Genomic DNA, 20,096 nt, shown 5'->3' with positions numbered 1-20,096 from the left:
GTAGATTATATAGGAAAACCAAATAAATTTTCCTGCTAAAAAAATGTGACGTAACTATATTTATATTATTAGTTCCCTTTAAGTCGAGAAAATACTTTTTGAGGGAATTACTTAATAAATTCGGCAAATTTAGAGCATTTTGTAACGAACAAATATGACCTTTGAAAAAAGAGACACCTGACAATACAATGGAGATGTGCTAAATCCATGCAAGAAAGGCACAAAACCAAAAATTGAGTAGGCGTCTCTATATGAACGTACACAAAACGAGAAGATTTTGCAAATCAAAAATTACATTAGTCGTCGGAATTGATATTGGCAAGGATACGTACTATGCGAGAGCATTTGATAACCGGGGAATTGAACTAGCGAAGCTACTGCGATTTAGCAACACAGCTTCGGGCTACGAAGCATTAGAGTCCTGGATGCAAGCGATCATGGAACAAAGTGAAAACCAAGGCCATAATAGGGTTTGAGCTCACAGGGGACTACTGGTTCACGCTGGGTGATCACCTGCAAAGGAAAGGGCACAGTTTAGGCATAGTTAACCCCTTCTACGTCAAATGCACTCGTGAACTAGATGACAATAGTCCGACGAAAAATGACAACAAAGATCCTAAGACCATAGCTATGTTGCTCAAGGACGGGCGATTCCGCAACGTATACATTCCGGCTGATGTGTATAGCGAACTGAGAGAAGCAGTATCTGAGCGGGAACGGCTCTAAGAGCAAATCATTGCTCTTAGCAATCAGATCATTCGGTGGCTAGATCTCTGGTTTCCTGAGTTTAGCACTGTATTTAAGGATTGGAGTGGTAAAACGCGCTGGCAACCCTCAAAAAGTATTGCCGACCCCCTCTAAAGTAGCAGCAACTGAGGTACAGGGCGTTCTAACAATCTGGCAGCAACATCTGAAAAGAAGTAGCCTGAAAAAGGCGGAGCGGCTGGTGCGTGCAGCATCCGAATCCATCGGAACCGAAGCAGCTGAGGCAACATTAAGGAACCTGCTGGCTCAATACGAGCTTATCATGCAATAATGCCAAGAGATAGAGCAATTGATGCAGGAGCTATTACTGCGAGTACTCAATGCAGCAAATCTACTGGAAATTAATGGAATTTGCATGGTATCGGCAGCCGTGATCATCAGTGAGATTGGCGAGATTCACCGCTTCCAAGATCCGCGCCAAATTCTGAAGATGGCAGGTTTAAGTCCGAAAGAAAACAGTTCAGGCAAGCATAAGGAGAAAACCACTATCAGTGAGCGAGGCCACAAACGACTGAGAGAAGGTTTGTTCCGAGTTATGATTCCTATCCTAGCAAGCAATGACGCTTTTCGGGCTATGCACAGGAAAAATCTAACCCGCGAGCAAAATCCATTGAACAAAATGCAATCGATTATTGCGCTTTGCGGTAAGCTAATGTGAGTGATATATGCGATACTAACCAAGGGATGCTTGTACGATGCCACAAAAATGACCAATGACATGAATCAATCTAAAAAGGCAGCGTAAAAAGCCTGGAGTATTTTAAAAAGCTGTGTTGCGAAGAGGTTCAAAAAACCACAGTGGACAAGAGCGCACGCAGAACAAAACCAGAAATGATATGGATTATTTGCACTTTGACAACGTAGAGCCGGGGCGGTCAAGTTGATTTTACCTTAAGGGCGTATGACCCAGCTTTGGAGCATGATTGACGTTCCATCTCGAGGATAGGCAAAACGAAGGAATTAGGTACAGTGATGCCGCAAGACATGGGAGGTTTGCTACCTGGAGCTGATGTGGAATCCCAACGGCCAAGATACAAACAAACACGAGGTTTGTTTGTTATACCCAAAACCACGCAGTCTTCAAGGTTTACACACTATCTAGAGAGCGGACTCGAATTTGTTAAAGTGAAATACTGAGATATGTCAAGAATGGTGAAGAAAACGAGAGTTTATTAAAGGAGGTGAAATTCTTATATCTGGGTGTGAAATATGAAAAATAACTCATTTAAATGGGTAACATTAGATTATTATTAGTAAAAAATTAATTTATTGTGAGGAGATTTACTATGGACTTATATGAGAGAATAAAAAAAAGGGAAGAAAAAATATCTGTTGTAGGACTTGGTTATGTAGGTATGCCCATTGCTGTTGCGTTTGCAAAAAAAGTAAATGTAATTGGATTTGATATAAGTAAAGATAAAATAAAAATTTATAAAACGGGCATTGATCCGACAAAAGAAGTTGGAAATGAAGTGATTAAGGAGACAACTGTAGAATTTACAGCAGACGATTCAAAATTGAGAGAAGCTAAATTTCATATCATAGCAGTTCCTACACCTGTTAATAAAGATAATACACCTGATCTAAGTTTAGTTGAATCAGCATGTCGATCTGTTGGTAGAAATTTGACTAAGGGTTCTATCGTAGTTTTTGAATCAACAGTTTATCCGGGCGTTACTGAAGAAGTTTGTATTCCAATTCTTGAGAGAGAGTCAGGAATAAAATGCGGAATTGATTTCAAAGTTGGTTATTCTCCTGAACGAATTAATCCAGGTGATAAGTTGCATAGGCTAGAATCTATAGCAAAAGTTGTATCAGGCATTGATGAAGAGTCGCTTGACATAATTGCTAAAGTCTATGAACTAGTTGTAGATGCTGGTGTATATAGAGCGGAGTCTATTAAAATAGCTGAAGCTGCTAAGGTAATTGAAAATTCACAAAGAGACATAAATATTGCTTTTATGAATGAGCTTTCCATTATTTTTAATAAAATCGGTATTGACACAAAGGCAGTTTTGAAAGCTGCAGCTACCAAGTGGAATTTTTTAAGCTTTTCCCCGGGCCTTGTTGGTGGTCACTGTATAGGTGTAGATCCTTATTATTTAACTTATAAGGCTGAGCAATTGGGATACCATTCTCAAATCATTCTTTCTGGTAGAAGAATTAATGATAATATGGGGAAATATGTTGTTGAGAATTTAATCAAAAACTTGATTAAGGCAGAAGTGGCTGTTAAAGATGCAAAAGTAGTGATTTTGGGATTTACGTTTAAAGAGAATTGCCCAGATACTAGAAATACTAGAGTGATTGATATTGTGAATGAGCTTAAAGAATATGGAATAGTTCCTATCATTGTCGAACCTCAGGTTAATGTTGAGGAGGTAAAAAATGAATATGAGATTGAATTTGAGTTATTAGAGAACATTAAAGATATGGATGCTGTGGTCATTGCAGTAGGTCATGAAGAATTCTTAAAATTGACACAAGATGATGTGAATAAGCTCTTTAAGAATACGCATAATCAAAATAAAGTACTCATTGATATTAAAGGTATATTAGATCGAAAAGAATACGAATCAGATGGTTACAGATATTGGAGATTATAAATGAAACTCCTAATTCACCAGCACATCGACGAGTTTTTTAAAGATTATTGAAGGATTTTACCCAATACGATATCACATAAAAATGGAAAAACGAGTATCACATAGTATTTATACCTAAGTACAAATGAAATATTAACAGAGGAAGAAGCTAGAAAATAAGAAACGAACTAAAGGATCTTCTTATAGAGGATGATGGTAATAAGTAATCAGTCCTTACAGGGCTAATAATAAACTACCATTGGAGTTCGTTACTAAGGTGGTTTAATCTATGAGTTATGAGAATATAATTTTTGAAAAAGATGCAGTTTTTCTTGTCACAGGTGGTGCAGGCTTTATTGGTTCAAACTTGTGCGAGGTTTTACTAAGTAGTGGATATCAAGTCAGATGTTTGGATGATCTGTCTACTGGAAAGCAATCCAACGTTGATATATTTATAAATAATCATAACTATACCTTCATTAAAGGTGATATCCGAGAATTAGATGTGTGTATTAAGGCTTGTGAAGATGTAGATTATGTTTTGCATCAAGCTGCTTGGGGAAGTGTGCCAAGAAGTATTGAAATGCCATTACTATATGAGGAGATTAATATTAAAGGCACTCTTAATATGATGGAAGCAGCTAGACAAAATAATGTAAAAAAATTTGTTTACGCATCAAGCTCGTCTGTTTATGGAGATGAGCCTAATCTGCCTAAAAAAGAAGGATGTGAAGGTAAGCTTCTTTCACCTTATGCATTAACCAAAATGGTTAATGAAGAGTATGGAAAGCTGTATACTAAACTTTACGGATTAGATACCTATGGTTTAAGATATTTTAATGTTTTTGGGAAAAGACAAGATCCTAATGGAGTTTATGCAGCAGTTATTCCAAAATTCGTTAAACAACTTCTTAATGATGAACAACCAATCATCAATGGTGATGGTAAACAGAGTAGGGATTTTACTTATATTGAAAATGTTATTGAAGCTAATTTGAAAGCATGTTCTGCATCTCGTGAGGCAGCCGGGCAAGCATATAATATTGCATTTGGTGGTAGAGAATATCTTATTGATATTTATTTTGGGCTTTGTAAAGCATTAGGTAAAGATATAAAACCGATATTCGGACCAGAAAGAAAAGGTGACATCAAGCATAGTAATGCGGATATTAGTAAAGCTAAGAAATTCCTTGGGTTTTGTCCTGAGTGGAGTTTTGAAAAAGGAATTTTGGCAGCTATAGAATGGTATAGTGAAAATTTGTAAAAACGATTTTTCGGAATGTCTAATTGCTTGATCTTCAGCCAGCATAAAGACCAACCGTACCAATTCTTGTTACTAGTACGCACAACATGGGTGCGTTTCTTGACTTTCGAACGTGCCAGGGTGATACTTAGACCAGACTAATCCGGCGTATTGGTATATTATGGTTCTCAAAATGAGTGATGTCACCGAGCTTGGCGATGATATCAGCCGCAGAAACAGGCTTAATACAGTTTATGGTAGTGTCAATGTTTATAGATTTATGATCTTAGCAATTCTTGATTGAGATTGGTCATTTTTCCCAAGTCTGAATCACGCTGAGGATGCTTTCGACTTCAATTGAACACAAGTCGTTAATGCACGAGGATGTTAAAGATAATATTCAGCTACTTCTCGACCTGGACGCAGACGCATATGGTAGCGCTCTAATTTAGCCTCGTCGTCAGGAGTTCTGCACGAGAATAAATGGGTTGCTACCCCAATTCCCCAGGTTGGTGCAAAAGTGGTTAGATAATGGAACATGGGTAGCAGGCTTTTTCAAGATAGGTAATAATTCAAAATAGATATAAAAAATCAGCTGAGCCAAGAGTGAATACTTTGGTCGGTTGCTTTGATTCTTTCCGTGAAATCACTACAAAAAATGATTTAGCCATTGTTCCGGGAGTGCATAGTGCCGCCAAAAATAACGAGCTGAATCTCTGGAAAGATGTATTATAAAGTTGTCAAATCTAAACTGCTCATTCTGGGGAATGTATTCAATCAAAGTGGGAAATGTGTTCTCTCCATAAGCCTCGTAATCGGGTGTTTGCAGGCTCAACGTGGAGAACTAATTTCAGAGAGCAACTTCGTCAGGATTATAACTGCTTTAATAGATATTACATAGCATATTCTAACTGGAAATTCGGCATCTTAATGAGCTAATACTATTTTGCGAGGAGTTAATCCATGAAAACTAAAGTTTTATTAGTAGTTCCAGGTCTTGGCACAGGTGGTGGAGAAAAATTAGTAATAGATATTGCAGCTCAAATAGATAAAAATAAGTTTGACGTATGTATCTTGTCACTATATCCTAGACGTGGGATGCTATTTGAGAAGATTGCTGATGAAAAAGGGATCAAAACAATCTATCTTTATAAAACAAAAGGTATAGATTTTAAGACAATAAAGGATGTATATAATGTATTGAAAAAATATAAACCAGATGTAATTCATACACATTTATATGTTATACCGTATATTTTAATTCCAACAGTATTATGTGGAGTTAAAAAACGAATTCACACAATACATAGTCTAGCTTGGAGAGAAGCTATAGGTATTAATCGACTTATTTCGGCATTGGCATATAGGGTATTTGATTTCGTTCCTGTTGCAATAAGTGATTTTAATAAAAAATCTGTTATTTCTGAATATAAACTTGATCAGGTAATGTGTATTTACAATGGAGTTGATATAAATAAGTTTTATAAGAAAAATAACTTAAGAAAGAATAATCATAAAAAATTAAAATTAATATCTGTAGGAAGATTTGAAAAAGTCAAAAATCATCGACTGATGATAGAAGCATTTTCTATAGCACATAGCCATCACAAAGATATAGAACTTATGCTAGTAGGTGATGGTGAATTACGTGAGGAAATTGAAAAACTAATTTTTGAAAATAATTTACAAGAGAGTGTAATTCTAACTGGAGTTTCTGACAGTGTAGAAGATAAACTTAATGATGCAGATATATATGTAATGTCTTCTGACGCAGAAGGCTTACCAATATCAGTTTTAGAGGCTATGGCATGCGCATTGCCAATTATTACAACTGACGCAGGTGGAGTTATCGACATTGTAAAAAATGGAGAAACTGGGTTAGTAACACCAGTAGGGGATATAAAGGCACTGTCTCAATCAATGTGTCAATTGATTAATAATACTGAATTAAGAAATAGAATGGGCATTAATTCTAGAAATAGAGCAGTGGAGTTAGATATACGTAATTGTGTTAAAAGTTATGAGTATTTGTACAGCTAGTAAACTCGTTTCAGTGAAACTGAAACATCGGTAATTCAGGTGGGGAGTTTACCCCAACTGAATCAATCGCCGCCTATAATGGCGGGAGTCTTGACTCAGACGCTAAGATAAAATATATTATGTAAAAATTTTTTTAGATTAGAGCATGATTTAAGAAAATAGTATCTTTCCAGGCAATGTCTCTCATTGGTTCCAATTTCTATATTGGCTTATGATCGTACTGGAGATGACGCTAACTGTATTAAAGAATTGAATCGACATCGTCTTGCGAAAGGTGAGGTGAGAATTGAATTCAATAGATTTATTTTAAAACATATTGGAGGAAATACGGTGAGTACATTCTTGAAAAAAAGTGGAGTTTTAATTGATTATTTAATAATTATTACTTTAATTATTATTTTAAGTATAGCGTTCGTGACTGAATTTATTACTATAAAAGTACTCCTTATTGTATTTATACAACTTCTTGGCTTTATGCCTTTTGTAAATATAATTACAAAAAGACATTACGGTTCCTTAGAACCTAAAAATATTATACCAATAACATATACTTTTTATGCACTAGGACCACTGTTTTACAGTGATGACTTTTCTGAAAATTCAATAATTTTTTACTTGACATTACAATTAATTGGGCTAATTGGATTAAGGATAGGTTTAAGATTTCATGCGAGTCCTGTTATACCATCAAATCCTAATAGGATGAATAATGATGTTAGTAAACTAATAATCATTAAATACTCTGGTTATGTAATGTTGATTATGTCTTTAATATCTGTTGTTTCTGAATTAATAGCTTTTGGTGGTTTAAGTAGTTTGTTAAGAGTAGGATATGGTGGAGATAGATATTTAATAATGAACAATTCGTTAATTATTGGTGGGAGTTTTTCATGGTTACTTTTATCGGCAGTTGTTATTTGGTATTATGGCCTTAAAAGTAATTCTAAAATTAATATTTTATCAGGTATTGTGTTATATTTTATAGGTTGTATTATTCTAGTATTAATTGGAGGACGTAGTAGTATTGTCTATAGCATGCTTTTTGCAATGGTATTATATAATTATGAGTATAAAAGAATAAATAATAAACTTGTTTTTATTGGAATTCTATTTGGAATAAGTTTGGCTCAGTTTTTCTCTGCAGCAAGATATTTCCTACCGAGAGGCTTTGAAACAGCTATGGTTGAAACATGGGAAATACTAATAAATTATCCAGAACTTTTTTATCCATGGGCAGCTACTGAATTCAAAGTTCCTGCTAGGTCTTTATTAGAGATTATAGAATATGGTGGCCCTGGCTTGCAGTTTGGTATGTCATATATTTCCGCATTAGGAAGTCCGTTTCCTTTTTTAGCTCGATTAACATCGGAAATTGGCTTTAACCCTAGCATTTGGTTATTAAATACTTACCACAGTAGTATAATAACGGCAGGTGGAGGCAATGGTTTTTCGCCAGTAGCAGAAGGATACATTAATTTTGGAGTTTTAGGTGCTTTCATGCACATGCTAGTATACGGAATAATTATAAATAAAATTTATAATTATTATTTAAAGAAAAGAACCATCGCTTCATTGTTATTATTCGCTGGAGCATTGCCCATTTTTATGCTTGACGGATTACGTATACACTCAGAAACTTTTGTGTATAAACTTTTTAGGATTAATTTATTTCCCTTTTTTATATTTGTATTTATTAGTATTTTTAGAAGAAAGTAACTTGCGCCGTAGGTAAAATATAAAACAATAAAATTGGAAGTTTATTAAAATGCTACTAACAAAGAAAAATATGAAACCACAGTGAAACACGACCTTTTGTAAGCAATTAGCCAGTAGATGATAATTTATTTATACGAGGAAGAATAAAATGCGTATACAAAGTTCTATGAAAAACTTATGGTATGCTATGGTGGGACAAACAATTGGATTATTTTTAAGTTTCGTTGCCAGAATCGTCTTTATCCGCACGCTTGGCTCTGAGTACTTAGGTCTTAATGCTTTATTAACAAATATATTAAGTATACTGGCATTGGTAGAACTGGGGATTGGTCCTGCAATAGCATATAGCCTATACGAGCCCCTTGCAAATAATGATATTGAGAAAATAAAATCTTTAATGAAGCTCTTTAAAAAAGCATATATTACTATTGGTATTTTAATTTTAATTCTAGGCATTAGCTTTGTTCCATTTTTGGATATATTTATTAAAAATACTATACCACATGTTAGTTTTATTTATTTAATGTTTGTTGCGAATTCTGCGGTTACCTATTTTTATTCCTATAAACGTTCTTTGATGATTTCGGATCAAAAACGATATATTGCAACATATTACAGGTATAGTTTTTTTGCTATTACTAATATTTTGCAAATTGCAGTTTTATATTTAACGCATTATTACATATTATATCTATTTTGTCAATTTGTTACAAATGTAGTGGAAAACATTTGTGTTTCCAGAGAAGCTGATAAGCAATATCCTTACTTGAAAGATGGTAACATTCAAAAACTTGACGAAATAACTATAAGGCTAATATCTAGAAATGTCCGCGCAATGATTGCTCATAGATTGGGAGCAATCGCTGTAAGTTCGACAGACAATATAATAATTGCAAAGTTTCTGGGGTTAAGTTTAGTAGGTTTATACTCAAACTATCAACTTATTATTAACGCAATAAATATTGTAATTGGGCAAGTGTTTCTTTCAATTAATTCTAGTGTAGGTAATTTTGGTGTTACTGAAACAGATGATAAAAAGAAATTATTATTTAATATTGTTTTTTTTATGAATTTTTGGATCTATGGATTTATTTCAATATGTCTAGTAGTAATATTGAATCCATTTATTAGATTATGGATTGGAGAAGAATATATTCTAAATATAAATATTGTTTTAATAATCATTTTAAATTTCTATTTAACAGGTATGCGAAAGTCTGTTCTTACTTTTAAAGAAGCTTTGGGTTTATACTGGTATGACAGGTACAAGCCAATTTTTGAGGCAAGTATTAATCTTTTAGTTTCATTATTACTAGTTCATCCATTAGGTATAATTGGAGTTTTTTTGGGGACAACTATTAGCACTTTAACAACTTGTTTTTGGGTAGAACCACTTGTGCTTTATAAATACGGATTTAAAACATCTTCATTAGTATTTTTTAAAAAATATTTTTTATATACCTCATTAATAATTGTATTAGGCACAATTACATTTGGTATTGCAAATATTTTTAGCCAAACTACAATAAAAAGCTTAATTATCCAATTTATTATTTGTATTTTAATTCCAAATGGCATGTTAATTTTACTGTTCTACAAAACAAAGGAATTTAAATATTTGTACAATTTATTGAACGCCTTTATCTTTGATAAAATTAAAAGTAGTGTAAAATGCCACTGGAGACGAAATGCCACTGGGGACGGATCTTGAAAGGTTCAATCGGAAGTTTTGCGCGCAAAAAGGCTCAACTAACGGCTCCCGGCTGTCAGTTGAGTCACAAAATTATCTCGCGCAAAATTTTGATTGTCCGGGAAGAATGAAGTCGCGGGCTGCCCAGCTATGGAATTTCAATCTTTTTCTCTCGATTTTTTATAGTTGCTTTTTCTATTTTCGTACGTGCCACTGGGGACGGTTCGGGAAGGGGTGCGCACTGTTCCTGGACAACCTGTGCAGAAATGAGCAATAAAACCAGGCGCATAAAGCGAATTTTACATTCAAATTGGCAGGAGCATTACCTGCTATGGACTGAATATCGGCAGACCATCCCTAATACTCCGACGTGACTTAAGTAGATTATCCTGCTGAGGTACGAAGCTCGGTGAAGACGGCGAAAAGCAGACCTGTGAAGTGGTTAGCGAAGTAGTCGGGGGCTATAAAGTGATTATGCCTACTCATCAGGAACTTCCGTATGTACGACCCGTAAAGAACAAGATACCTAACTGAAGGTATTTACTCCCTTCGTGGAGTCCAAGCGCAGGAATGGAAATTCCTTTTTTCATTCCTGTTCCAAACCCAATGATAACCCAATGAGGTTTGGAGTCTTACGACCGCCGATAATGGTCAAAAAGATGATTGGCGGGCCAAAGGAAGAGGTTAAAGTCACTATGTAAAGCTAGAATGTAAGAAACAGTGGAACTTCGGACGAGAATGCTAATGCAGATAAAAGCAGATGACTCGAAATGGGAGGAAATGCCCGTAGTAATGATGAAATGGAGTAATGTCCATGGAGTGAAGGGGCATAGTCAATATTTATATGAAAGTCAACACAACCTGCTAGGGAAGGCGTGGAGCCATACCTGACATGAAACCAGCTGGCCAAATCGAAAACGAGGAGGCTGATGCTTGGAACAACAATCTAACTATCCCGTCCTAAAAGTTCCTGCCGACGAAAAGGAACTGTATCAATACCTTGACCAGTTGTATACAAAGACCCAGAAAGCAAAAAAAGATAGAAAAGCTATAAAACATAACGGTCTGCTGGAAATCATCATATCAGGGGTTACCATACAAACCGCAGTCCACAATATTAAAGCAAACCGTGGAGCTGACACGCCGGGAACCGATAACGAAACCATGCGGCAAATCCTTGAATTACCCTATGAGCAAGTTATCGATACAATCCAGAAACATTTTAGCCAGTACCAACCTCGGATGATACGCAGAGTGTACATCCCCAAACCGGGAAAAATAAGCCTTCGACCGCTGGGAATACCCGCTGTTACAGACCGCATTATCCAAGAATGTGTTCGCATCGTCATAGAACCAATCCTCGAGGCTCAGTTCTATAGTCATTCTTATGGATTTCGACCCTACCGAGACACACATATGGCTTTGGAAAGAATAGCAGACATCGTCCATAAAACTGGATACCACTGGATCGTCGAGGGAGATATAAAAGCTTATTTCGATACCATAAATCATACCCGGCTGATCAAACAACTTTGGCATATGGGTATCAGGGACAAACGAGTCTTGATGATAATTAAACAAATGCTTAAAGCCGGAATTATGGGCGAAGTTAAGCGAAATCTAATGGGAGCCGCGCAAGGCGGAATCATATCGCCGCTACTGGCAAATGTGTATTTAAATCGATTCGACTGGTCAGTTGCCAATGCCTGGGAAGAAAAGAAAACCCGGTATGCATACACGCGAAAGGATGGTAAGTTACAAGCCTTACGGGAGCGTAGCGCACTAAAACCGGCGTATGTTATCCGCTATGCGGATGACTGGGTACTTGTCACCAACACAAAAACCAATGCAGAAAAGTGGAAATTCCGCCTACAGACAGAATTTATTGAGTATTCCGGAGGCAACTACACCGCTTGTCCGGTGTTAGGAAACCGCTGTTCCGGATAATTGGAAACCGCAATTCCGGTCATGGAAACCATATCAGCCTATAATGGATTTATACACCTATCGGTGTAAATTCATTTTAAGGAGATCTTTTTCATGACCAAGTATCGAGAAATCCTTCGGCTTCACGCGTTGGGTTTCAGCCAACAAAACATCGCGTATAGTTGCTGTGCATCGAGCGTGCCACCGGGGCCACCGGGGACGGTTCTGATTGACAACCAACTAATCCTGGAATATAATGGTCTTAGGTGATTTCTATGCCAAGAAATGCTAGGCAACTAAGTAAAACAGGAATTTATCACATAATGTTACGCGGGGCCACCGGGGACGGTTCTGATTGACAACCAACTAATCCTGGAATATAATGGTCTTAGGTGATTTCTATGCCAAGAAATGCTAGGCAACTAAGTAAAACAGGAATTTATCACATAATGTTACGTGGTAATGAGCGAAGAGATATATTTCTAGACGACGCAGATAAATTAACCTTCATAGATTTCTTGTATGCAAAGAAATCTGATGAAGGTTGCTTGTTATTTGCCTATTGTCTAATGGATAATCATGTTCATCTAGTGGTTAAAGAAGGGTACAATGGTATCGCTAAGCTTATGAAACGAATTGGAACAAGCTATGTAAAATATTTTAATCAGAAAAGGGCCAGTGGGGACGGTTCTGTGCGCCAAGAAGCGCACAGAGTATAGCGGGTGGGAGTCCCGCCTGAGAAGGCTTAGCCAGCCACTCAGTATCTAGCCTTGGGACTGAAGCGGTAACGCCAGGTCTAAGCGTAGGCAAGAAAGGTAGTAGGCCGAAAGCGAGAGCTGAAGATGTAGAGCCCCGAAATCCCCAAATGGGTAGGTCGATGCCTTAGAACCAGCAGAAGACAACACTGAGTTTAGCGATAAAAGGCGAGCTAAATTCAGCTCCCCGGGGTCAAAGGTCTTGGCATGCTACACATCATTACTCTGTGTGAACTTGGGAGACCCTGCCGCCCTCTAACGAGAGTATGGCGGACAAGTCGAAGACGAGGAGGCCAAATAGACGGCAGGGAGTCGGAATGCGCTATAATACTGAGGATGCAGGGTAATGCCTGCGGAGGGAAGGGCGCTACGAAGCAGTGACCTTGAAAAGGGAAACAATGCTGCACTGGAGGCAGAGAAACCATTGGGAACTAAACTAACAAGGATAGCCGAATTAGCCAAACAGCGACCAAAAGTCAAATTGCAAACCCTGATTCATGCTATTGACGAAGAAAGCCTGAAAGCCGCTCATCAGGCGCTAAAAGCAGGTAAAGCCCTAGGCGTAGACGGAATGAGCAAAGAGGAATATGGCAAGCAGCTAGAAGAAAACATCAACGATCTTCTGGGAAGAATGAAACGGCAAGCGTATAAACCACAACCTGTCAAGCGAGTCTATATCCCAAAAGGAAACGGCAAGATGCGTCCGCTAGGTATTCCGTCCTACGAGGATAAAGTGGTGCAGAAAGCCCTTAACGAAATTCTAACAGTCATCTACGAAACAGAATTTCTCGACTGTTCCTATGGATTCAGGCCGGGAAGAAGCTGCCATGATGCGCTAAAAGAAGTCGGCAGAATTATTGAGACGAAGAAGGTCAGCTATGTGGTAGACGCGGACATTAAGGGATTCTTTGACAACGTCGACCACGGGTGGATGATGCGGTGTCTGCAAGAACGCATACAAGACCCTAACCTTTTGCGGCTGATAAGCCGGATTCTCAAGGCGGGCGTTATGGAAGAAGGCGTAGAATACGAGACAGATACAGGAACGCCGCAGGGCGGGGTCGTGTCTGCAACGCTTGCAAACGTCTATCTGCACTATGTACTCGACTTATGGTTCACTCTGAACATAAAGCGTGAAAGCAGAGGCGAAGCCCATATCATCCGGTATGCCGACGACTTTGTTTGCTTCTTTCAATACAAAGACGACGCAGAAGCCTTCTATAGGAAACTAATAGACAGACTAGGGAAATTCAACCTTGAGATTGCCCAAGAGAAAACGAAGATACTCGAATTTGGCCGATTTGCCGAAGAAAGACGAGCCAGACGAGGCGATGGCAAACCGGAGACCTTTGACTTTCTCGGGTTCAGCCATTACTGTAGCAAAGGCAAGCCTGGGAACTACAGCGTCAAGCGGAAAACAAGCAAGAAGAAATTCATTGTGAAGCTAAAAGTCCTCGCAGAATGGGTCCGCAAGAATATGCATACCGAGCTTGGGGACTTAATCAAGCAGCTAAATGCCAAACTAATTGGCCATTTTCGCTATTACGGGATTACCGGCAACCTGCAGCGAATCAAAGCATTCCGGTATTTCGTACGGCGAAAACTGTTTAAGGTCCTCAACCGCAGGAGCCAGAAGAAGAGCGTGAACTGGGATGGGTTTGCAAAGATTGAGGAGCGATTCGCAATTGCCGAGGCAAGAATCTATGTAGATATGTATGGCTAACTGTAAGTGAATGCTGTGGAAGAGCCGGATGCCTTAATTGGGCCCGTCCGGTTCTGAGAGGGGGCCGCCGTGAGGTAGGCCTCTACTCTACTGAAGGTATCAATCGGAAGTTTTGCGCGCAAAAAGGCTCAATTAACAGCTCCCGGCTGCCAGTTGAGCCACAAAACTATCTACGCGCAAAATTTTTGATTGCCTCAGAAGAATGAAGTCGCGGGCTGCCCAGCTATGGAATTTCAATCTTTTTCTCTTGGTTTTTGATCGTTAATTTTTTCTGTTTTCGTACATTTTTTTGTGCTTTACTTTGCTGATTTGTAATAAATTGGGCTTCATTTGTCTTGATTGGACATACCTTCCCCCTCCCCACAAACGGGTCTTGGCAGTATCTATTCAATTTTTGCAACTATTAAGGCGATGCCTCTTTGGGTAACGAATAGCTTGCCTGTAATTTACCTTTTCCACATACAGGACACCTCGTTACATCCCGGCCTACAAGAATGCATAGAATCTCAACAGTTGTAAGACCTTCAAATTTTGGTTTGGAAGGGCCAGTGGGGACGGTTCTGATTGACAACCAACTAGTCCTGGAATATAATGGTCTTGGGTGATTTCTATGCCAAGAAAGAAGGGCCAGTGGGGACGGTTCTGATTGACAACCAACTAGTCCTGGAATATAATGGTCTTGGGTGATTTCTATGCCAAGAAATGCTAGGTAATTAAGTAAAACAGGGTCGGACAGTCAACGGGGTAGTCGTTTTAATTTACTGGAAGTATGATATACTAAGATAAAGAATGTTGAGGGAGATGAGTATTGTGGGCAATAGCGCTGTAAAGGATGATAGAACTTATACCTATGAGGATTATCTGACTTGGCCCGAAGATCAGCGCTGGGAGATTATTGATGGTGTTGCCTATGCAATGACAGCACCCAATCGCCTCCACCAGGATATATCCAGGAACCTGATGTTAGAGTTTGGTAACTATCTTAAAGGTAAGCAATGTAAGGTATATGCGGCTCCCTTCGATGTTCGATTACCACATAAAGAGGAAACGGAGAATCATAGTTCAACAACCATAGTGCAACCTGATATAACGGTAGTATGCGATCCGAATAAACTTGATCATAGAGGGTGTAAGGGCAGTCCGGATCTTATTATTGAAATTTTATCTCCTGCAACGGCCAGTTATGATGTAGTTAAAAAACGTCGTCTCTACGAACAAAATGGAATATTTGAATACTGGATCGTTGATCCCTTACATCAAATAATAACGAGACTTTATATGAACGAAGCATTAACTAAATACAGAGAATCAGAATATTTTGGCCGGGAGGATACTATAAGTCCGATTATCCTACCTGAGCTTACAATAAACCTTAGTGATGTATTTCCTAAACTAGAGGAACCGATATAAATGTACGACTACTGTATAATGAATAGTCATATTCATTTGGTTCTTAAAGAGGATTTCCGATGTTATTGAGGGAACTCGTAGAGAATTGTTTGTGATGTTTGATTGATGAGGGGTAATGTATGATTTCACAGGGGAGAGCTGCAGTCTATTCTGCAGCTATTTTATTCTGTTAGCTCTGTTGGTATAATATAGATATGATGAAAAAAAGTGTGTACCTAGTTTGATTACAATGGAGGTATAGAAATGCCACTGCCAAAGGGGCAACACGAATACACATATAAAGATTATTTAAGTTGGCCGGAGGATGAACGCTGGGAAATTATTGATGGAATTGTTTATGCACAGGCTACCCCTTCTCCGTTACATCAAAGAATATCCGGAAATCTATATTTTGAGCTACACGGCTACTTAAAGGGCAAGCAGTGTCAAGTATTTGCCGCGCCGTTTACTGTTAGGTTGCCAATGGATAACGGTGAGACGGATGAAAGTAAAAACAAAAACGTCGTTGAGCCTGATTTATCTATTGTTTGTGACAAGTCGAAGCTTGATAAAGATGGTTACGGTGGCACACCGACTTTAATCATCGAAATCGTTTCAAAAAGTTCAGTTAAACGTGACCAATTCATAAAACTTAATAAATACGAAAAAGCCGGTGTGGATGAATATTGGATTATATCACCCGAAAACCAGTCCATTGCGAAGTACAGCCTAAATGAACAGGGTAACTATGACAAGCCTAATATATGCGCAATGGCAGATGATGAAGTAATTATTTCAAGTACTTTTACTGATCTAACTATAAAGCTAAAAAATATATTTGAAACATGGGGAGATGCCACTGGGGACGGTTTCGAGTGACACTTGGGAATTCAAGAGATGCGAGAAGTCAGGTGGAGTACTACTCTAGCTATTCTCACTTTATAATCTTGCTCAAATCCATCTTGGCATAGACAACTCTATGAATTTCAATCACCTGTTCTTTAACCACATAGAAAACAGCATAGTTCTTAACTGGCAAAATATGGTATTCATCTCCAACACTTTGATTGGCTGATACACCTTGCAGGAATAAGGGAACTGTTTAAGTTTGGATATAGATTCATCCAGTGCATCCAACAGATCCATTGCTGCTTTAGCTGCTTTCAGGTGATCTGTAATGTAGGTGTCACTAGGGACGGTTCTGATTGACAACTAACTAATCGTGGAATATAATGGTCTTGGGTGATTTTGATGCCAAGAAATGCTAGGCAACTAAGTAAAACAGGAATTTATCACATAATGTTACGTGGTAATGAGCGAAGAGATATATTTCTAGACGACGCAGATAAATTAACCTTCATAGATTTCTTGTATGCAAAGAAATCTGATGAAGGTTGCTTGTTATATGCCTATTGTCTAATGGATAACCATGTTCATCTAGTGGTTAAAGAAGGGTACAACGGTATCGCTAAGCTTATGAAACGAATTGGAACAAGCTATGTAAAATATTTTAATCAAAAATACCAGCGGGTTGGGCATCTATTTCAAGACCGTTATAAAAGTGAGAACATAGAGACCGACAGCTATTTCTTAACTGTTATCCGCTATGTTCACCAGAATCCTGAAAAGGCTGGTATAGATAGGAGCGAGGTGTATAAATGGAGTAGTTATCAAGCTTACTTAAATGGACCGGGTGTAACACGTTATTTACCTGAGATGACTGAAGTTTTAGGGATGTTCGGACAGGAGACCGAGATAGCGCTTAATCGATTCCGGCAGTTTCATGCGGAGTATGACGGTGAAGTATGCCTTGATATTCGTAATTGCAGTGAACTGGATGAGAAAATAGAGGCTTACGTTCGGCGGTTATTAAATGATATTTTGCAAAGTAATGGACTGACCTTAAAAGATATAGCTAAAAAAGAAAACACGCGTATTCTTCAGGAATTTATACTTAAAATAAGGAATGATACTGGTTTGTCAGGCAGAAAGCTATCACAGCTAACAGGAATAAATAGAGAAACTATTAGAAGGGCATTACTGACTTTTAGCTAAACAGAGATGGAATTTCCAATATTTCACTATAACTAGCAAGGGGGAATTTACATGTCTAAGGATTATGATTTGATAAATAGATTGAAAGCTTTTTTTGCTTCAAGGCAGGAACTGTTATTTGTGTGGTTATTTGGTTCGGCAGCGACTGGAAAGGCTAATCGTTTTAGTGATGTGGATATTGCAATATATATGAGTGATCAAAATCTGATTAATGATTTTGATTGGTATTTAGAACTTAAGTTAAAGCTAATGGATATTACGAAACGGGAAGTTGATTTGATTGTTTTAAATACTGCCAGTCCATTGATAAAGCATGTGGCAAATATGCAAAAGGTGGTTTTATTATCACGTGCATCGCTGTTTGAAGCAGAGTATTCGTTATCTGTCATTAAAGAATACAACGATGTACGGTATTGGGCCAGGAAAACCAGGATGCGGTATTTGGAGGTTTAACATGGTAAAACAGGATATTATAGAACGTAAGCTTGGTCAAATTGAGAAGTCAATGCGTAAGATAAGGCAGTATAAAGTATTGTCCTATGCTGAGTTTATCAGTCACTCCGTTGCTAGAGATGTTGTTGAGTATAATCTTTTTATCATAATTAATTGTATGATTGACACGGTTAATCATATTGTAGCCGATGATGATTTAGGCCAAGTGGACATGTTGGCCGATGGTTTTAAAATTCTAAAAGATTTTGGATATTGGACAGAATCGGAGTGTCAGGTGTATATAAAAATGGTAGCCTTTCGGAATATGATATCTCATCAATATATGAGTATTGACGGGAATATTGTATATGATATTTTGCAAAACAGGCTAGAGGATATGATGATGTTTAGACAACATATTATGGATAAAATGTGATGGATTGCATGCAAAGAGAGGATGCCAAAATGTCAAGCCACCCGTTTTACGGGTGGTCCTGACTACCTCGTTTTCCTCAGACGATAGATTGCCTCATCTTGCTCAATAGCCTTCCGTGCAAGGAACATGACATCGGCTTTAATAATATCCTGCTGTTCTTCCATTCGCTCAAGCCTGTCATCAATTTTGTTAACTTTCTCGTCAAGCTGACTGACCTTGTCATCAATTTTGTTAACTTTCTCATCAAGCTGACTGACCTTGTCATCAAGCTGGTTGACCTTGCCCTCTAGTTTGGTCATAGTATGTCCTAGTCCATGCACCTGGGCATTGATTTCTTCTGTCCAGTGCTTTAACCCCATGGTGACGTCAATGTTTTCCTTCAGCGCAACTTCAACACCATCCAGCCTAGTATTAATCTGCTTGACTTCGGCAAATAGTTGCTGTTGCCCCTCAAGCAGCTGTTTTAAAATTTCTTCCATTCTCCATCTCCCCCTTGTTGTTATATCGCGATATTTTGTTTTATTATATCATATATCATGCACCCAGTCACATAATTGGAATTCCAGAGATGCGAGGAAGCCAGGTAGAGTACTACTTTACATCTTGCTGGAATAAGGGAACTGTTCAAGCCAGGATATAGATTCATCCAGTGCATCCAACAAAGCCATGCCTGCTTTTAGTTGGTCTGCAATGTAGGTTACAATATCCGTTAAATCCTTTCGCGCCAAAGGTAAATATCTGATTTCATACATTATCAGACTCTACCCTGTCGGAAAGTTTTTCTCTTAATTTATCAAACACTTCCTTGTGAGAATATCTCTTGTTTGTTGTTTGGGCTTCCAGTTCAGCTTCCTTTAGTTTGAAATAAACTTCACTTTCAAATTGATAACGTTCAAAGGCATCCATGCTCATAATAACCATATCTCCGTAACCATTTTTGGTCAGAAACACTGGTTCAGCAGTTTCGTGAACAACCCTTGAAATGTCAGCAAAATTATTTCTTAAATCTGATACAGGTCTAATGTGTGGCATGGTCTTCACTCCTCACTTGATTTAGTTTTAGCATAATTTTAGCATAATTATGCTAATGTTTCAGTTAGCCACTGAATGTATGCTAAGTCAGAGGATGAAAGAAGTTTGTTATATGCCTACTGTTGATGGACAATCATGTTTAGTTGATTTTCAAAGAAGGCAGCAATGGTGTTTCAAAAAATATGAAATATAAAGATGATCTGAAAAGAGAGGATGCCAGTATGTTAGATTACGAAGCTTGAAAATGACATTTAATGATAATCCTAATCCCCCAGCTATGCTGGGGAGAACAGAGTAAGCAGAAGCGTT

20 protein-coding genes are annotated in these 20,096 nt (G+C 37.9%); 17 read left to right on the top strand and 3 right to left on the bottom strand.

Annotation, left to right across the window (positions count from 1 at the left end):
- Positions 1–251: 251 nt before the first annotated feature.
- The 17 genes from AC1ECB_RS17120 (at position 252) to hepT (ending at position 18,755) form a co-directional block, all read left to right on the top strand.
- On the top strand, positions 252–476 hold the full coding sequence (locus tag AC1ECB_RS17120) for a hypothetical protein (protein ID WP_485664904.1): 225 nt from the start codon (positions 252–254) through the stop codon (positions 474–476).
- Entirely contained in the window at positions 448–726 is a 279-nt protein-coding gene (locus tag AC1ECB_RS17115; RefSeq protein WP_485664903.1) for an IS110 family transposase, read from the top strand. Before AC1ECB_RS17120 ends, AC1ECB_RS17115 begins: the two co-directional genes overlap by 29 nt.
- A gap of 85 nt (positions 727–811) precedes the next feature.
- A complete protein-coding gene (locus AC1ECB_RS17110; RefSeq protein WP_485664902.1) occupies positions 812–1,036 on the top strand; it encodes a hypothetical protein in 225 nt (74 codons plus the stop codon).
- 21 nt (positions 1,037–1,057) lie between these two features.
- Positions 1,058–1,423 (top strand): transposase, encoded by a 366-nt coding sequence (locus AC1ECB_RS17105; protein ID WP_485669362.1) that lies wholly within the window; start codon positions 1,058–1,060, stop codon positions 1,421–1,423.
- A 628-nt stretch (positions 1,424–2,051) separates the two neighbouring features.
- Positions 2,052–3,371 carry a nucleotide sugar dehydrogenase gene (locus tag AC1ECB_RS17100; protein WP_485664901.1) on the top strand — a complete coding sequence of 440 codons (1,320 nt, stop codon included), beginning with the start codon at positions 2,052–2,054 and terminating at the stop codon, positions 3,369–3,371.
- 268 nt (positions 3,372–3,639) lie between these two features.
- Positions 3,640–4,614, top strand: a complete 975-nt coding sequence (locus tag AC1ECB_RS17095) for an SDR family oxidoreductase (RefSeq protein ID WP_485664900.1) — start codon at positions 3,640–3,642, stop codon at positions 4,612–4,614.
- Between the two features lie 942 nt (positions 4,615–5,556).
- Positions 5,557–6,633, top strand: a complete 1,077-nt coding sequence (locus tag AC1ECB_RS17090; RefSeq protein ID WP_485664899.1) for a glycosyltransferase — start codon at positions 5,557–5,559, stop codon at positions 6,631–6,633.
- A 330-nt stretch (positions 6,634–6,963) separates the two neighbouring features.
- Positions 6,964–8,349: an O-antigen polymerase gene (locus AC1ECB_RS17085; protein ID WP_485664898.1), complete on the top strand. Its 1,386-nt coding sequence runs from the start codon at positions 6,964–6,966 to the stop codon at positions 8,347–8,349.
- A 148-nt stretch (positions 8,350–8,497) separates the two neighbouring features.
- Positions 8,498–10,060, top strand: coding sequence for a lipopolysaccharide biosynthesis protein (locus tag AC1ECB_RS17080; protein ID WP_485664897.1), 1,563 nt, complete (start codon positions 8,498–8,500; stop codon positions 10,058–10,060).
- Between the two features lie 912 nt (positions 10,061–10,972).
- Positions 10,973–11,986 (top strand): reverse transcriptase domain-containing protein, encoded by a 1,014-nt coding sequence (locus AC1ECB_RS17075; protein WP_485664896.1) that lies wholly within the window; start codon positions 10,973–10,975, stop codon positions 11,984–11,986.
- Positions 11,987–12,366: 380 nt separating this feature from the next.
- The gene (locus AC1ECB_RS17070) at positions 12,367–12,684 is read left to right on the top strand and encodes a transposase (RefSeq protein ID WP_485664895.1); all 318 of its coding nucleotides are present in this window, start codon (positions 12,367–12,369) and stop codon (positions 12,682–12,684) included.
- Positions 12,685–13,066: 382 nt separating this feature from the next.
- A complete protein-coding gene (ltrA, locus tag AC1ECB_RS17065) occupies positions 13,067–14,443 on the top strand; it encodes a group II intron reverse transcriptase/maturase (protein ID WP_485664894.1) in 1,377 nt (458 codons plus the stop codon).
- A gap of 810 nt (positions 14,444–15,253) precedes the next feature.
- A complete protein-coding gene (locus tag AC1ECB_RS17060; RefSeq protein WP_485664893.1) occupies positions 15,254–15,853 on the top strand; it encodes a Uma2 family endonuclease in 600 nt (199 codons plus the stop codon).
- A 243-nt stretch (positions 15,854–16,096) separates the two neighbouring features.
- Positions 16,097–16,711, top strand: coding sequence for a Uma2 family endonuclease (locus AC1ECB_RS17055; RefSeq protein ID WP_485664892.1), 615 nt, complete (start codon positions 16,097–16,099; stop codon positions 16,709–16,711).
- Positions 16,712–17,083: 372 nt separating this feature from the next.
- Positions 17,084–17,887, top strand: a complete 804-nt coding sequence (locus AC1ECB_RS17050) for a transposase (RefSeq protein WP_485664891.1) — start codon at positions 17,084–17,086, stop codon at positions 17,885–17,887.
- 51 nt (positions 17,888–17,938) lie between these two features.
- Positions 17,939–18,340, top strand: a complete 402-nt coding sequence (gene mntA, locus AC1ECB_RS17045; protein ID WP_485664890.1) for a type VII toxin-antitoxin system MntA family adenylyltransferase antitoxin — start codon at positions 17,939–17,941, stop codon at positions 18,338–18,340.
- A 1-nt stretch (position 18,341) separates the two neighbouring features.
- The gene (hepT, locus tag AC1ECB_RS17040; protein WP_485664889.1) at positions 18,342–18,755 is read left to right on the top strand and encodes a type VII toxin-antitoxin system HepT family RNase toxin; all 414 of its coding nucleotides are present in this window, start codon (positions 18,342–18,344) and stop codon (positions 18,753–18,755) included.
- 62 nt (positions 18,756–18,817) lie between these two features.
- Here hepT and AC1ECB_RS17035 read toward each other — a convergent pair whose 3' ends face one another.
- The 3 genes from AC1ECB_RS17035 to AC1ECB_RS17025 form a co-directional block, all read right to left on the bottom strand.
- Positions 18,818–19,234, bottom strand: coding sequence for a restriction endonuclease subunit S domain-containing protein (locus AC1ECB_RS17035; protein ID WP_485664888.1), 417 nt, complete (start codon positions 19,232–19,234; stop codon positions 18,818–18,820).
- 117 nt (positions 19,235–19,351) lie between these two features.
- On the bottom strand, positions 19,352–19,507 hold the full coding sequence (locus AC1ECB_RS17030) for a type II toxin-antitoxin system RelE/ParE family toxin (RefSeq protein ID WP_485664887.1): 156 nt from the start codon (positions 19,505–19,507) through the stop codon (positions 19,352–19,354).
- Complete coding sequence (locus AC1ECB_RS17025; protein ID WP_485664886.1) at positions 19,500–19,787, bottom strand: type II toxin-antitoxin system Phd/YefM family antitoxin; 288 nt, start codon at positions 19,785–19,787, stop codon at positions 19,500–19,502. Before AC1ECB_RS17025 ends, AC1ECB_RS17030 begins: the two co-directional genes overlap by 8 nt.
- Between the last annotated feature and the right edge of the window lie 309 nt (positions 19,788–20,096).

The sequence above is a fragment of the Sporomusa sp. 246TCP1 genome, from assembly GCF_057319775.1.
This window is presented reverse-complemented; position numbering and strand designations above follow the sequence as displayed.

What these genes read in the sequence shown, in the direction of transcription:
- AC1ECB_RS17120 (WP_485664904.1), top strand. Translation starts at nt 252, where the DNA reads ATGAACGTACACAAAACGAGAAGATTTTGCAAATCAAAAATTACATTA.
- AC1ECB_RS17105 (WP_485669362.1), top strand. Translation starts at nt 1,058, where the DNA reads ATGCAGGAGCTATTACTGCGAGTACTCAATGCAGCAAATCTACTGGAA.
- AC1ECB_RS17100 (WP_485664901.1), top strand. Translation starts at nt 2,052, where the DNA reads ATGGACTTATATGAGAGAATAAAAAAAAGGGAAGAAAAAATATCTGTT.
- AC1ECB_RS17095 (WP_485664900.1), top strand. Translation starts at nt 3,640, where the DNA reads ATGAGTTATGAGAATATAATTTTTGAAAAAGATGCAGTTTTTCTTGTC.
- AC1ECB_RS17090 (WP_485664899.1), top strand. Translation starts at nt 5,557, where the DNA reads ATGAAAACTAAAGTTTTATTAGTAGTTCCAGGTCTTGGCACAGGTGGT.
- AC1ECB_RS17080 (WP_485664897.1), top strand. Translation starts at nt 8,498, where the DNA reads ATGCGTATACAAAGTTCTATGAAAAACTTATGGTATGCTATGGTGGGA.
- AC1ECB_RS17070 (WP_485664895.1), top strand. Translation starts at nt 12,367, where the DNA reads ATGCCAAGAAATGCTAGGCAACTAAGTAAAACAGGAATTTATCACATA.
- ltrA (WP_485664894.1), top strand. Translation starts at nt 13,067, where the DNA reads ATGCCTGCGGAGGGAAGGGCGCTACGAAGCAGTGACCTTGAAAAGGGA.
- AC1ECB_RS17055 (WP_485664892.1), top strand. Translation starts at nt 16,097, where the DNA reads ATGCCACTGCCAAAGGGGCAACACGAATACACATATAAAGATTATTTA.
- AC1ECB_RS17050 (WP_485664891.1), top strand. Translation starts at nt 17,084, where the DNA reads ATGCCAAGAAATGCTAGGCAACTAAGTAAAACAGGAATTTATCACATA.
- mntA (WP_485664890.1), top strand. Translation starts at nt 17,939, where the DNA reads ATGTCTAAGGATTATGATTTGATAAATAGATTGAAAGCTTTTTTTGCT.
- hepT (WP_485664889.1), top strand. Translation starts at nt 18,342, where the DNA reads ATGGTAAAACAGGATATTATAGAACGTAAGCTTGGTCAAATTGAGAAG.
- AC1ECB_RS17035 (WP_485664888.1), bottom strand. Translation starts at nt 19,234, where the DNA reads ATGGAAGAAATTTTAAAACAGCTGCTTGAGGGGCAACAGCAACTATTT.
- AC1ECB_RS17030 (WP_485664887.1), bottom strand. Translation starts at nt 19,507, where the DNA reads ATGTATGAAATCAGATATTTACCTTTGGCGCGAAAGGATTTAACGGAT.
- AC1ECB_RS17025 (WP_485664886.1), bottom strand. Translation starts at nt 19,787, where the DNA reads ATGCCACACATTAGACCTGTATCAGATTTAAGAAATAATTTTGCTGAC.